The organism is Streptomyces sp. NPDC005774, from assembly GCF_042871645.1.
Classification (GTDB): Bacteria; Actinomycetota; Actinomycetes; order Streptomycetales; family Streptomycetaceae; genus Streptomyces; species Streptomyces pratens.
In genome coordinates this window covers 1-14790 of sequence record NZ_JBIAIV010000071.1, presented here as the reverse complement: position 1 = coordinate 14790, position 14790 = coordinate 1, and the positions used below count along the sequence as shown (strand labels likewise).

The following is a 14790-nucleotide window of genomic DNA, read 5'->3' as shown; positions in this document are numbered from 1 at the left end:
CGTCCCGCTATCCGGCCTGCGGGTCGCCCTTGGTGTAGGTCAGGCGCTCCACGGCGCCCGGCTGCCAGTCGTCCTCGATCTTCTTGCCGTTGACGAAGAGGTCGATCGCGCCGGCGTCACCGAGCACGAGGTTGATCTTCGAGCTGTCCTCGAAGGTCTTGGAGTCGCCCTGCGCGAGCAGTCCGTCGAAGAGCAGCCGGCCACTGTGGTCCTTGGCGGAGATCCAGCTGCGCCCGTCGGGGGCGCTCACCTTGACGATCACCTTGTCCTGCGGCGCGGCCGCGATGGCGCTGTCGGAGGCTTCCGGCTTGGGGGCGGTGGTCTTCTGTGACTTGGGTGTGGACGATTCGGACGCGCTCGGAGTGGCGTCGCCGTCGGCGACGTTCGCCTTGTCGCCGTCGCCGCCGTTGACCATCGTGAACCCGACGAAGCCGATGACGGCGACGATCGCGGCCACCATGGCGGCGGTCCAGTTGGGCCCGCGCCGCTCGGGACGGATGCGCTCCGCCTCGAACAGGGGTGCGGCCGGGGTGGGGGCCGGACGGCCTCCGTGCTCGGTGTCGTACTGGGTGATCAGCGGGGCGGGGTCGAGGTGCACGGCCCGGGCCAGGGTTCGGATGTGCCCGCGCGCGTAGACGTCGCCGCCGCAGGGCTCGAAGTTGTCCGCCTCGATGGCATGCACGATGGCGATACGGACCCGGGTGGCGGTGGTGACGTCGTCGACGGTGAGACCGGCGGCGATGCGCGCCTGCTTCAGCGCACGCCCGACGGAAGGACGGTCCCCCTCGGAGACGTCGTCGGACACGTCGGGTACGTCGGATACGTCGTCGAACGGACGCTCGTCTTCAGGAGAGTTGCCGATGGACACGGGGGCGCCTTTCGAGCGTGTAGCCACCTGTGCTGGAGGTTCAGTCTAGGGGGGTGACAAAAGGGTGGGGCAACCGGACGGTCGGACTTTGTACGCCATCGGAATGGCCCGACATACCGATGATGGCACTGCTGCTTACCGTTTCCCTCACCTTGACGTGCGACCGGGGGAAACGGTTGCGCGCTGATCCCTTACGGGTGGGTCACGATCGGCCACCTGGGTGTGCCGGAGCGACGACCGTGTCTCCACTGCCTACCCTTCAGACTCCCCCCGGATCACGGCGAGCACGCCATCCAGTTCGTCAGCCTTCACCAGAACGTCACGAGCCTTCGAACCCTCGCTCGGTCCGACGATGTTCCGGGACTCCATGAGGTCCATGAGCCGGCCCGCCTTCGCGAAGCCCACGCGCAGCTTGCGCTGGAGCATGGACGTCGAACCGAACTGGGTGGAGACGACCAGTTCGACCGCCTGGCACAGCAGGTCGAGGTCGTCGCCGATGTCCTCGTCGATCTCCTTCTTCTGCTTGGTCCCGACGACGACGTCGTCCCGGAAGACGGGCGTCATCTGGTCCTTGCAGTGCTGGACGACGACGGCGACCTCCTCCTCGGTCACGAACGCGCCCTGCATACGGGTCGGTTTGTTCGCCCCCATCGGCAGGAAGAGGCCGTCTCCCTTGCCGATCAGCTTCTCGGCGCCGGGCTGGTCGAGGATGACCCGCGAGTCCGCGAGAGAGGAGGTGGCGAACGCGAGCCGGGAGGGCACGTTCGCCTTGATCAGGCCGGTGACGACGTCGACCGAGGGCCGCTGTGTGGCGAGCACCAGGTGGATGCCGGCTGCCCGCGCGAGCTGCGTGATCCGCACGATGGAGTCCTCGACGTCCCGCGGGGCGACCATCATCAGGTCGGCCAGCTCGTCGACGATCACCAGCAGGTACGGGTACGGCTGGAGTTCCCGCTCGCTGCCCTCGGGCGGCTTGGCCCTGCCCTCGCGCACCGCGCGGTTGAAGTCGTCGATGTGCCGGTACCCGTAGGCGGCCAGGTCGTCGTAGCGAAGGTCCATCTCCCGGACGACCCACTGGAGTGCCTCCGCGGCCCGCTTGGGGTTGGTGATGATCGGCGTGATCAGGTGCGGGATGCCCTCGTAGGCGGTGAGCTCCACACGCTTGGGGTCGACCAGGATCATCCGGACGTCCTCCGGAGTCGCCCGCATCATGATCGACGTGATCAGGCAGTTGATGCAGGACGACTTGCCGGAGCCGGTGGCGCCGGCGACCAGCATGTGCGGCATCTTCGCCAGCGAGTGCATGACGTAGCCGCCCTCGACGTCCTTTCCGAAGGCGACCAGCATCGGGTCGTCGTCCTCGGCGGACTCCGCGAGCCGCAGTACGTCACCGAGGTTGACCATCTCCCGGTCGGTGTTGGGGATCTCGATGCCGACCGCGGACTTGCCGGGGATGGGGCTGATGATGCGTACGTCGGCGCTGGCGACGGCGTACGCGATGTTCTTCGTCAGCGCGGTGATCCGCTCGACCTTCACGGCCGGGCCGAGTTCCACCTCGTAGCGGGTGACCGTGGGCCCGCGTGTGAAGCCGGTGACGCGGGCGTCGACCTTGAACTCGGTGAAGACGGTGGTGAGCGAGTCGACGACGGCGTCGTTGGCGGCGCTGCGCGACTTGCCGGGGCCGCCGCGCGTGAGGAGGTCGAGGGCCGGCAGGGAGTAGGTGATGTCGCCGGACAACTGGAGCTGTTCCGCGCGCGGGGGGAGGTCGCGGGGCTCGGACGGGGTTTTGGTGAGGTCCAGGACGCCGGAGTTCGCCCGCTCCCGGTCCTGCCCGCCCCGCTTCGGCGCGTGCTGCCTGACGCCCGGCCTCGGCTTGTCCTGCTGGGGGCGGGCGGCCGGCACCGGTGTCGGGGTGGTCGGCTCGCGGTCGCCCGCGCGCACGCCCTGGGTCAGGTCGGCGACGATCGGTGAGGGAGGCATTCCGTGCAGGACGGCGCCGTCGAGGGCGGCGGCGGCCGCGGCGGCCACGTCCACGGCGTCCATCGGCCGGTTCATGTCGGGCTGGGGCACCGCGGATCTGCGCGGTCGGCCACGGCGACGGGAGAGCGCCTGCTGCTCCGCGAGGTCGGGGTCGTGCTCCTGGGGCGCCCGTCCGCGTCCCCGGCGGCTCGCGGGCAGCGCCTCGCGCCACTGCTCGTCGTAGCGTTCGTCGTCCTCGCCGAACTCCTCCGGCTCACGGTCGTGGACGAGTCCCAGCTTGATGCCGAGCAGCCGCAGCCGCTGCGGAATGGCGTTGACCGGGGTGGCCGTCACGACCAGCAGTCCGAAGACGGTGAGCAGTACCAGCAGGGGCACGGCGAGCACATCGGTCATGGTGTACGACAGCGGCGTGGCCGCGCCCCAGCCGATGAGGCCTCCGGCGTCCCTTATGGCGTGCGTGCCGTCGCTGCGGGCGGGCGAGCCGCAGGCGATGTGGATCTGGCCGAGCACACCGATGAGGAGCGCGGACAGGCCGATCACGATGCGGCCGTTGGCCTCCGGCTTCTCCGGGTGCCGGATGAAGCGCACCGCGACGACCGCGACCAGGATCGGCACCAGCAGGTCGAGCCGGCCGAACGCGCCGGTGACCAGGATCTTCACGAGGTCGCCGACAGGCCCCTTGAGGTCGGCCCAGGTACCCGCGGCGACGATGAGTCCGATGCCGAGCAGGAGCAGCGCGAGGCCGTCCTTGCGGTGGGCGGGGTCGAGGTTCCTGGCGCCCTGCCCTATGCCCCGGAAGACCGCTCCGACGGCATGCGCCAGGCCCAGCCACAGGGCGCGCACGAGCCGGTAGACGCCGCTGGTCGGGCTGGGAGCCGGTTGGGGCGCGGGCTTCTTCGCCGCGGCCTTCCTGGCCGGAGCCTTCTTCGCGGGCGGCTTCCTGGCAACGGCCTTCTTCGCCGGAGCCTTCGCGGAAGCAGCCGCCTTCTTCGCGGGTGGCTTCTTGGCTGCGGAGGGACGTGAGGCCATGGGGGTGAGGTTACCGGTGGAGACGCCGGTGGACACGCGTGCCAGCCGCTTCACCCGTTCGTGTCGCTGCCGCGGAGGCGTCGAACTGACGCGGGTTCGGCCCGAACCCGTGCCGGACGAGCCGCAAGGCCCGTACGTCGTCGGTCAGTTCTGCGACGGCACCGGTGAGGGGCCGCCCGTGCCCGGTTCCAGTGCGTCCAGCGCCCGCCGCAACCCCGTGAGCTTGCGCTCCAGATGGGCCGCCGTGGCCACCGCGGCCGCGTCGGTCGATTCGTCGTTGAGCTGCTTGGACAGGGCCTCGGCCTGTTCCTCGACGGCCGCGAGCCGCGCGGAGAGCTCGGCCAGCAGTCCGGCGGATTCCTTCTGCTCCCCGGCGTCCTTCTCGTCGCCCTCCAACTGGAGCCGCAGCAGCGCCGCCTGCTCCCTCAGCTGGCAGTTCTTCATGTACAGATCGACGAACACCGAGACCTTCGCGCGCAGCACCCACGGGTCGAACGGCTTGGAGATGTAGTCGACCGCACCCGCCGCGTACCCGCGGAACGTGTGGTGCGGGCCGTGGTTGATGGCGGTGAGAAAGATGATCGGGATGTCCCGCGTCCGCTCCCGCCGCTTGATGTGCGCCGCGGTCTCGAAGCCGTCCATGCCCGGCATCTGGACGTCCAGCAGGATGACCGCGAAGTCGTCCGTGAGCAGCGCCTTGAGTGCTTCTTCCCCGGACGATGCCCGTACCAGCGTCTGATCGAGCGCCGAGAGGATCGCCTCCAGCGCCAGCAGATTCTCCGGCCGGTCGTCGACCAGGAGGATCTTGGCCTTCTGGACCATGGCCCGCCCTCCTCGCCCCGGCTTGGGGCCTCCCCTGTCCGCAGGTCCTGGGTGGACACCGGTGGGTGCCGTCCCAGGGGACGGCACCCTTGCGCCGCCCGTCCTTGTGCCGGTCATCGTAGCCGCACCCCGCTCACCGCCACACCCTGTCACCGTGATGTCACCGTGCACGTAGCAGAAACGCGGAGCGAGACCAGAAGGTTCCCCGAATCCCGTACCTCTACACGGCTTCACACACACCGCGTCAGCAGCTCCACGTGAACGGCGAAGCCCTCCTCCACCATCGCACGCCCCGGGGCACCACCCTCACGCCCCCTCTCCCGGGGCGCCCCGGTCACACCCCCCGCATCCACTGCTGCATCACCGACAGCAGGTGATCGGGGTCGACCGGCTTCGTCACGTAGTCGGAGGCTCCCGACTCGATCGCCTTCTCCCGGTCGCCCTTCATCGCCTTCGCGGTGAGCGCGATGATCGGGAGCCCCGCGAACTGCGGCATCCGACGGATCGCCGTCGTCGTCGCGTATCCATCCATCTCGGGCATCATGATGTCCATCAGGACGACCGCCACATCGTCGTGCTGCTCCAGCACCTCGATGCCCTCGCGGCCGTTCTCCGCGTACAGCACGGACAGACCGTGCTGTTCGAGGACGCTGGTCAGCGCGAACACGTTGCGGATGTCGTCGTCGACGATCAGCACCTTCTGCCCGCCGAACCGGATACCGCGCTGCGACCGGGGCGCCGGATCCTGCTCCGTGGCCGGCGTGCCCAGCCACTGCTCCGGCTGCTGCGGCGCGGGCCGCTGCTCCAGCTCGGGCAGCGACCTGCGACGCCGCCGGAACAGAGCGGCCGGACCGTTCTGGTGCTCCCGGTACGGCGCCGCCCCGGCCGGTGTCTCCATCGCCGCACCGGAGGAATCGGCCGACGCGGCAGTGCCGCCGCTCTCCAGGGCCGGCATGGACTGCGGGTAGCCGTGCGGCGGCAACTCGCTCGGATGCAGCGGGAGATACAACGTGAACGTCGAACCTCGGCCCGGCTCGCTCTGCGCGTGGATCTCACCGCCGAGCAGTTGGGCGATCTCCCTGGAGATGGACAGCCCGAGCCCCGTGCCGCCGTACTTGCGGCTGGTCGTGCCGTCCGCCTGCTTGAACGCCTCGAAGATCACCCGCATCTTGCTGGCGGCGATCCCGATGCCCGTGTCGGACACCGAGAACGCGATCAGGTCGGCGTCCGGGTCGGTCAGCGAACCGGCCTCCAGCAGCTGCTCCCTGATGGCCTGCGGAATATCGTCGCGGGCCGGCCGGATGACCAGCTCGACGGACCCGGAGTCGGTGAACTTCACCGCGTTGGACAACAGGTTGCGCAGCACCTGCAGCAGCCGCTGCTCGTCGGTGTGCAGCGTGGCCTGCAGCTCCGGGGAGACCCGCACCGACAGGTCCAGGCCCTTCTCCGCGGTCAACGGACGGAAGGTGGCCTCCACGTAGTCCACGAGCTGGACGAGCGCGATGCGCGTCGGGGAGACGTCCATCTTGCCCGCCTCGACCTTCGACAGGTCGAGGATGTCGTTGATCAGCTGCAGCAGGTCGGAGCCGGCGCCGTGGATGGTCTCGGCGAACTCGACCTGCTTCGGGGAGAGATTCCCCTCGGGGTTGTCGGCGAGCAACTTGGCCAGGATCAACAGCGAGTTGAGCGGGGTGCGCAGCTCGTGCGACATGTTGGCCAGGAACTCGCTCTTGTAGCGCATGGAGACCGCGAGTTGCTCGGCACGCTCCTCCAGGACCTGCCGCGCCTCCTCGATCTCGGTGTTCTTGACCTCGATGTCACGGTTCTGGCGGGCCAACAGCTCGGCCTTCTCCTCCAGTTCGGCATTGGACGCCTGAAGCGCCTTCTGCCGCTGCTCCAACTCCGCCGAGCGCTCACGGAGTTGCTCGGTCAGCTCCTGCGACTGCGTCAGCAGCAACTCCGTCTTGGTGTTCACCGAGATGGTGTTGACGCTGGTCGCGATCATCTCGGCGATCTGGTTGAGGAAGTCCTTCTGGATGTGCGTGAACGGGGTGAACGAGGCCAGTTCGATGACGCCCAGCACGGTCCCCTCGAACAGCACCGGAAGCACGATCACCTGGGCGGGCGGTGCCTCCCCCAGCCCCGAGGAGATCTTCAGGTAGCCGCTGGGCGCGTTCGCCACCAGGATGGTGCGCTTCTCCAGGGCGGCCGTCCCGATGAGTCCCTCACCGGGACGGAACGACGTCGGCATCGAGCCCAGTGAGTAGCCGTACGACCCGAGCATGCGCAGCTCGTACTGGTCGTCGTCGGTGGCGCTCACGTCCTCCCCGTCGACCAGGGGCATCGAGAGGAAGAACGCCCCGTGCTGTGCGGAGACCACCGGCGTCAGCTCGCTCATGATCAGCGAGGCCACGTCCTCCAGGACCCGGCGGCCCTGCATCAGCGCGGAGATGCGGGCCAGGTTGCCCTTCAACCAGTCCTGCTCCTTGTTGGCGATCGTGGTGTCGCGCAGGTTGGTGATCATCTTGTTGGTGGAGTCCTGGAGTTCCTTGATCTCCCCCGAAGCGTCCACCTCGATCTTCAGGTTCAGGTCTCCCCGGGTCACCGCGGTCGTCACGCGTGCGATGGCACGCACCTGCCTGGTCAGGTTCCCCGCCATCTCGTTCACGGACTCGGTCAGGTCCCGCCAGGTGCCGTCGACGTCACGCACGCGTGCCTGCCCGCCGAGCTGGCCCTCCGTGCCCACCTCGCGGGCCACCCGCGTGACTTCCTCGGCGAACGACGACAGCTGGTCCACCATCGTGTTCAGGGTGTTCTTCAGCTCGAGGATCTCGCCGCGCGCGTCGATGTCGATCTTCTGCGTCAGGTCGCCCTTGGCGATGGCCGTGGTCACCATGGCGATGTTGCGCACCTGACCGGTCAGGTTGGACGCCATCCGGTTCACGGACTCGGTGAGGTCCTTCCACGTACCGGCCACACCCGGTACGTGCGCCTGCCCGCCGAGGATGCCGTCCGTGCCCACCTCGCGGGCCACCTTGGTGACCTGCTCGGCGAACGCCCTCAGCGTCTTCACCATGATGTTGATGGTGTCGGCGAACTGCGCCAGCTCACCGCGCGCCTCGATGGTGACCTCCCGCGTCAGGTCACCGTTGGCGACCGCGGCGGACACCTGGGAGATGTTCCGCACCTGCGTGGTCAGGTTCTTGGCCATCAGGTTGACGTTGTCGCTCAGGTCCTTCCAGATGCCCGTGACCCCGGGCACGTGTGCCTGGCCGCCCAGGATGCCCTCGGTGCCCACCTCGCGGGCCACCCGGGTCACCTGCTCGGCGAACGCCGAGAGCTGGTCCACCATCGTGTTGACGGTGGTGACGAGTTCGAGGATCTCACCCTTGGCGTCGACGGTGATCTTCTTCGACAGATCGCCCTTGGCGACCGCGGTGGTGACCTCGGCGATGTTGCGGACCTGGAGGGTCAGGTTGTTCGCCATGCCGTTCACCGACTGGGTGAGGTCCTTCCAGGTGCCGGAGACGCCCTGCACCTCGGCCTGACCGCCGAGAATCCCCTCCGTACCCACCTCGCGGGCCACCCGCGTGACTTCCTCGGCGAACGACGACAGCTGGTCCACCATCGTGTTCAGGGTGTTCTTCAGCTCGAGGATCTCCCCGCGCGCGTCCACGGTGATCTTCTGCGACAGGTCACCCCGGGCCACCGCGGTCGCCACCTGGGCGATGTTGCGCACCTGCGCGGTGAGGTTGCCGGCCATGCCGTTCACCGAGTCGGTGAGGTCGCGCCACACGCCGGCGACGCCGGGCACCTGAGCCTGGCCGCCCAGCCGGCCCTCCGTACCCACCTCACGGGCCACCCGCGTGACCTGATCGGCGAACGACGACAGCTGGTCCACCATCGTGTTGATGGTGTTCTTCAGCTCGAGGATCTCCCCGCGCGCGTCGACGTCGATCTTCTGCGACAGGTCGCCCTGGGCGACCGCCGTCGTGACCTGGGCGATGTTGCGCACCTGCGACGTCAGATTGCCCGCCATCGAGTTGACGGAGTCGGTGAGTTCCTTCCAGGTGCCCGATACGCCGTCCACCCTGGCCTGACCGCCCAGCCGACCCTCCGTGCCCACGTCCCGGGCCATACGCGTGACCTGATCGGCGAAGCTCGACAGCTGGTCCACCATCGTGTTCACGGTGATCTTCAGCTGGAGCATCTCGCCGGACACGTCGACGGTGACCTTCTGCGACAGGTCGCCGTTGGCCACCGCCGTCGTCACCTGGGCGATGTTCCTCACCTGACCGGTGAGGTTGCGGAACGCGGTGTTGACGGAGTCGGTGAGGTCCTTCCAGGTCCCCGCCGCCCCCGGCACCTGCGCCTGACCGCCCAACTCGCCCTCGACACCGATCTCGCGCGCCACGCGTGTGACCTCGGCGCCGAAGGCGGACAACTGGTCGACCATCGTGTTGACGGTGTTCTTCAGCTCCAGCATCTCGCCGGCCACGTCGACGGTGACCTTCTGCGACAGGTCGCCGTTGGCCACCGCCGTCGTCACCGCGGCGATGTCCCGCACCTGCGTGGTCAGGTTCCGGAACACCGTGTTGACGGAGTCCGTCAGGTCCTTCCAGGTACCGGCGGCACCGGGCACGTTCGCCTGGCCGCCCAGCTGTCCCTCGGCGCCGACCTCGTTGGCGACGCGGGTGACCTCGTCCGCGAAGATCTTCAGCGTCTCGGTCATCTGGTTGATCGTCTCGGCCAGCTGTGCGACCTCGCCACGTGCCGGAACGGTCACCTTCCGCGACAGGTCACCATTGGCGACCGCGGTCGTCACCTCCGCGATCCCACGCACCTGGGCCGTCAGGTTCCCGGCCATGGTGTTGACGGAGTCGGTGAGTTCCTTCCACACGCCGTCCACGCCGGACACCTGCGCCTGCCCGCCCAGCGCACCCTCGGTGCCCACCTCGCGCGCGACGCGGGTCACCTCGGAGGAGAACGCCGAGAGCTGGTCGACCATCGTGTTGACGGTGTTCTTCAGCTCCAGCATCTCGCCTTCGACATGCACGGTGACCTTGCGGGACAGATCTCCCCGGGCGACCGCCGTCGTCACCAGCGCGATATCGCGCACCTGCGCCGTCAGCCGCTCCGCCATGGTGTTGACCGAGTCCGTGAGGCCCTTCCACGAACCGGACATGCCCCGCACCCGGGCTTGACCACCCAACTTGCCCTCAGTACCGACCTCGCTGGCCACACGCGTGACCTCGTCGGTGAAGGTCGACAACTGGTCGACCAGATTGTTGACGGTACGCCCGACCTTCAGGAACTCGCCGCGCAGCGGCTGCCCCTGCCCGTCGCCCATCTGTGCCCGCAGCTCCATCCGCGGTGACAGATCACCGTCGGCCACCGCCGACAGCACCCGGCTGACCTCGGAGACGGGCCGCACCAGATCGTCCACCAGCGCGTTCGAGTTGTCGATCGCGGTGGCCCAGGAGCCCTCACAGGCACCCGTCTCCAGGCGCTCGGTGAGTTTCCCCTCACGCCCCACCGTGCGCCGCACCCGCGCCAGCTCACCCGTCAGATGGAGATTGCGGTCGGCCACCTCGTTGAAAACCGCCGCGATCTCCGCCATCACGCCGTCGCCGGACACCGTGAGCCGCTTGCGGAAATTCCCGTCCCGCATCGCCACCAGGGCCACCATCAAACGGTTCAGGGCCGCCGAGTCCACCTCGGTGGTCCCGCCCCGCGCCCTGCCCTGCCCACTCAGGGACCGTCCGCCCTTCGCGCGCGTGTCCGTGCCCCGCGTCGCTGCGCCAGACTCCACTGTGTCCCTCCCGCAGGGGTCGACCGTTACCGCTGTTCTTGGATGCCACCACGCTCGGCGGTCCGGTTGATGCCGCTTTCCCATACTGCCGCCCGACGCGACCCGTGTGCCGGACCGTTTCCCGGGCTGCTGCCCACCGTGGGCGGCGGGCACTCGCCCCGCCCCCGACGTTTACAGGAAGCCTGCCCAGTGTTCCAGCATGCCGACCTATGACCGTAACTCACAACGTCGCTCCTCGTTGAGCAGCCGGGCAGGGCTTGCCCTTCGCCGGATTCACCGGATTTGCCGGATTCGGATCCAGCGAGAAGCGGACCTTCGGGTCGAGCGGAGTCACAACAGTTCGGCAGCTTCTCGAATTTTCCGAAGTTCATCAGCCGACCTGTGACGCGAGAAGCGTCGCGTCGGTGTTCAGGGGTATCTCTCCGAGGGATGCAGGGGGATACCCCCGAACACCGATCCTCTGGCCGACTACCCTGTACTGAGCGAGCCGGGGAATCGGGCATGGAGGGGCGGGGCCGCCGACACATGGGGAGTTCTGTGATCACCGCGCGCGCGGCCGCCAGCTTCGAGCCCGCCGGGCGCTCGGTCGCGAGTGCCCGCTCCTTCGTCCGCGACAGCCTCCAGGGGTGGGGGTTCGCCGACATCATCGACGACGCCGTGGTCCTCACCAGTGAGCTCGTCACCAACGCCGTGGTCCACGCCGGTACCTCCGCCGACCTCCTGTGCCTGCGCAGCGACGACGGCGTACGGATCGAGGTGGCCGACCGGTATCCGGAGCGCGAAGTACCGCTCCAGGGCTCGGCCGCCACTATGGGCAGCCCCGACCGCGAGGGCGGACGCGGCCTCCAGCTCTGCGCGGCCCTGGCCGACCGCTGGGGCGTGGAGTACAGCCCCACCTACAAGACCGTCTGGTTCCAACTCGACGTCCCCGACCGCCCGGTGGGAGCCCGCTCGGCCGGGCCGGCGCTGCCGTCCGAACTCCTCCCGATCGCCGACGCCCGGGTCCGCGTCGCCGTCGTGCAGATCGACCGGATCGGCGCGATCTCCTCCTGGAACGAGGACGCAGAGGAACTCTTCGGCTACACGACCGACCAGGTCATCGGCAAGCCGCTCACCGACCTCGCCGCCTGGCCGCACACCCCCGGCACCGGCACCGGCATCGCGGAGGCGCTCCAACTCTCCCGCTGGGAAGGCAGCTACGGCATAAGAGCCACCAGCGGCCGGGTGGTCCCCGTCTATGCCTCACACCTCCGCGTCCGCGACACGGACGGCGATCCGTCAACCGTGTGCCTCCTCGTCAGGGACCACGAACGGGCGGTCCTGCAGACCCCGTTGCGAGGCCCCTCCGCCGACTCGGCCGGCTCCTCCGAGAGCCAGAGCACCGACCCCTTCGAGGTGTTCATCGGCTCACCCGCCCCGGACGACCTCGACGGCCTCCTCCAGCGCACGGTGGAACGCGCCCGCGACATGCTCGACGGTGACTCCGCCTTCCTGCTCCTCGCCACCGACGACGAGACGGAACTCGAGGTACGTGCCTCCACCGGCCTGCCCTCCACCCGTCAGCGCTTCGCCCGCGTCCCCGTGGAGGCCGGCTCCGGCCGCTACGGCTCCGCCCGCATGCCGGCCGTCCACGACGACCTCTCCGCCCTGCCCGGCGCGGTCCCGCTCCTCAACGGCACCGGTATGCGCTCGGTCGTCACGGTCCCGCTCAAGGTCGAGGGCCGCCTCACGGGCTCCCTCGGCGTCGCCGCAGAGGGAGCCGGCCGGTACTCCAACGAGGAGGCGCTGCGCCTCCAGTTCGCCGCCGACCGCATCGCCCTGGCCGTCGAGTCGGCCCGCCTGGGCGAGCTGGAGCGACTGCGCCGGGGCTCGCTGAGTTTCCTCGTCGAGGCGTCCGACCTGCTGGCCGGCACCCTGGACCGCGACCAGACCCTGGCCCTCATGGCCCAGATGACCGTCCCCACCCTGGCTACCTGGTGCGCCGTCTACACGATCGCCGACCAGGCATCCGAGCCGTACCTCTCCTACGTGCTGCACGAGGACGAGGAGCTCATCGACGGCATCAAGTCCCTGCTTTCGAAGATCGCCCCGCCCGACCCGGTTCCCGCCCCCGGCGCCCGCGTCTGGTCGGTGCCCGGCGAGGTGGCCCATCAGGCGGCCCTGCGCTCGTCCATGCGCAGCCTGGGCCTGTCCAGCGGCCCGAGTGGCCAGGTCACCTCCGGTATCGGTCCCACCCTCACCACGGCCTCCGCGGTCGGCGGCGAGACGGTGGTCCTCCCGTTGGTCGCCCGTAACCGCGTCATCGGCATGCTGACGCTCGGCAAGCCGACCGACGAACACTTCCGCCAGGAGATCCTGGAACTCGCCGAGGACCTTTCCCGCAGGGCAGCCCTGGCCCTGGACAACGCCCGCCTCTACTCCGAGCGCACGGCCATCAGTCAGGCCCTCCAGCGCAGCCTCCTGCCTCCGGAACTCCCCGAGATCAACGGCGTCGAGGTCGAGGTCATCTACCGCGCGGCCGGCGAGGGCAACGAGGTCGGCGGCGACTTCTACGACCTGTTCCCGATCAGCGACGGTGCCTACGGCTTCGCCATCGGCGACGTCTGCGGTACGGGCCCGAACGCCGCGGCGGTCACCGGCCTGGCCCGGCACGCCCTGAGGCTGCTGGCTCGCGAGGGCCTCAGCGGCCCCGCGGTCCTCGAGCGCCTGAACTCCGCCATCCTCGACGAGGGCGCCCGCAGCCGCTTCCTCACCCTGCTCTACGGCGAGCTGCGCCCGCGGGAGGACGGCAGCGCGGACCTGAAGGTGGTGTGCGCCGGCCACCCGCTGCCGCTGCGTCTGCGCCAGGACGGCACCGTCGAACCGGCAGCCGATCCCCAGCCCCTCCTCGGCGTCCTGGAGGACCTGGAGCTGTACGAACAGACGGTCACGCTCGATCCGGGCGACGTCCTGCTGTGTGTCACCGACGGTGTCACCGAGCGTCGTGAGGGCCCGCGCATGCTCGGCGACGACGGCCTCGCCGACGTCCTGACGACCTGTACGGGCCTGACCGCCGGCGCGGTCGCCGCCCGCATCATGCGCGCAGTGGAACGCTTCGCCTCCGACGCCCCCTCCGACGACATGGCGATCCTCGCCATGCGCGTCCCGGAACTTCATCAGGAGTGAGCTGGGTCGGACCTGCCCCGGCAGATCCGGGCATGAGAAAGGCCCCGCCCGGGAGGGCGGGGCCTTATCTGTTCGGAGCCCCCAAACGGAATCGAACCGTTGACCTTCTCCTTACCATGGAGACGCTCTACCGACTGAGCTATAGGGGCCTGTTGCTGTCTGCGGTTTCCCGCCCGGCAACGGAGTAGATCATACCCTGAGCAGCCCTGTTCTCCCAACCACTGGTCCTCGACCGGTCCTCGCCCCCCGGTTCACACAGCCGGCTGCAGCAGTCCGCCCAGCGCGTTGCAGGCCGATGCGACGCGCTGCATGTCCCGCTTGGTCAACGAAGCGTCCACGGGCAGGGCGAGCGTCTCGTCGGCAGCCCGTTCGGTCTCGGGCAGGGACACGCACCGCCGGAACTCCGGCAGTCGGTGCACAGGCGTCTTCACCGGCACCCTGCACTCGACTCCCTTGGCCCGCACGGCTTGCGCGAAGGCGTCCCGGTCGGGCCGCCCGTTTCCGGGGATCCGCACGACGTACTGCTGGTAGGTGTGGCCGTCGCCTCCGTCGGGCGTCCACACACCCCGCAGTCTCGTGTCGAGGTAGGCGGCCCGTTCCCTGCGCCGGGCGACCTCGTCGTACGGAGCCTCGGACTCCCCGCGCTCCAGCACGAGCAGACCGTGTCGCTGTCCGAGAGCGTGCAACCGCGCGATGTCGGCGTGCCTGCCGAAGCGATGCACGGCGACGACGGCCGCGGTGCGTGGGGTTATGGCCGCTTCCACAGCGGCCGGCGCGAGGCAGTAGGTCGCCGGGTCTATCTCGGCGAACACCGGCAACGCACCTGCAAGAGTGACGGCTTCGGCAACTTCCACGTTTCCGAAGGCGGACACGACCACCTCGTCACCGACTCCGACACCGGCGGCCCTGAGCAGTGCAGCAGTACCCATGGGAACGATGCTCGTCGCACAATGTGAACTTCAAGTGACGCAGAACAAAAAAGGGTTGGACCCCGAACCGAAGTTCGGGGTCCAACCCTTTTCAAGAATTGTTCGGCGGCGTCCTACTCTCCCACAGGGTCCCCCCTGCAGTACCATCGGCGCAATAAGGCTTAGCTTCCGGGTTCGGAATGTAA

Annotated in this window: 6 protein-coding genes, 1 tRNA gene and 1 rRNA gene; 1 reads left to right on the top strand and 7 read right to left on the bottom strand. The window is 69.0% G+C overall.

What is annotated here, in order from left to right; genetic code table 11:
• Nucleotides 1–7: 7 nt before the first annotated feature.
• From ACFYQA_RS35895 to ACFYQA_RS35880, 4 genes are all read right to left on the bottom strand, one after another.
• The gene (locus ACFYQA_RS35895; protein ID WP_388927167.1) at nucleotides 8–868 is read right to left on the bottom strand and encodes a helix-turn-helix domain-containing protein; all 861 of its coding nucleotides are present in this window, start codon (nucleotides 866–868) and stop codon (nucleotides 8–10) included.
• Nucleotides 869–1120: 252 nt separating this feature from the next.
• On the bottom strand, nucleotides 1121–3877 hold the full coding sequence (locus ACFYQA_RS35890) for a DNA translocase FtsK (RefSeq protein ID WP_388927164.1): 2757 nt from the start codon (nucleotides 3875–3877) through the stop codon (nucleotides 1121–1123).
• Between the two features lie 144 nt (nucleotides 3878–4021).
• Nucleotides 4022–4699, bottom strand: coding sequence for a response regulator (locus ACFYQA_RS35885; RefSeq protein WP_332430990.1), 678 nt, complete (start codon nucleotides 4697–4699; stop codon nucleotides 4022–4024).
• A 334-nt stretch (nucleotides 4700–5033) separates the two neighbouring features.
• Nucleotides 5034–10511 (bottom strand): HAMP domain-containing protein, encoded by a 5478-nt coding sequence (locus tag ACFYQA_RS35880; RefSeq protein WP_388927161.1) that lies wholly within the window; start codon nucleotides 10509–10511, stop codon nucleotides 5034–5036.
• A 501-nt stretch (nucleotides 10512–11012) separates the two neighbouring features.
• Between ACFYQA_RS35880 and ACFYQA_RS35875 the strand changes: the two genes are divergently transcribed.
• Entirely contained in the window at nucleotides 11013–13676 is a 2664-nt protein-coding gene (locus ACFYQA_RS35875; RefSeq protein ID WP_388927158.1) for a SpoIIE family protein phosphatase, read from the top strand.
• A 76-nt stretch (nucleotides 13677–13752) separates the two neighbouring features.
• Here the strand turns inward: ACFYQA_RS35875 and ACFYQA_RS35870 are convergent.
• From ACFYQA_RS35870 to rrf, 3 genes are all read right to left on the bottom strand, one after another.
• A tRNA-Thr gene (locus tag ACFYQA_RS35870) sits at nucleotides 13753–13825 on the bottom strand.
• A gap of 102 nt (nucleotides 13826–13927) precedes the next feature.
• Nucleotides 13928–14590: a DegT/DnrJ/EryC1/StrS family aminotransferase gene (locus tag ACFYQA_RS35865; protein ID WP_388927206.1), complete on the bottom strand. Its 663-nt coding sequence runs from the start codon at nucleotides 14588–14590 to the stop codon at nucleotides 13928–13930.
• A 115-nt stretch (nucleotides 14591–14705) separates the two neighbouring features.
• Nucleotides 14706–14790: ribosomal RNA gene (rrf, locus tag ACFYQA_RS35860) — 5S ribosomal RNA — on the bottom strand; the annotation flags it as partial.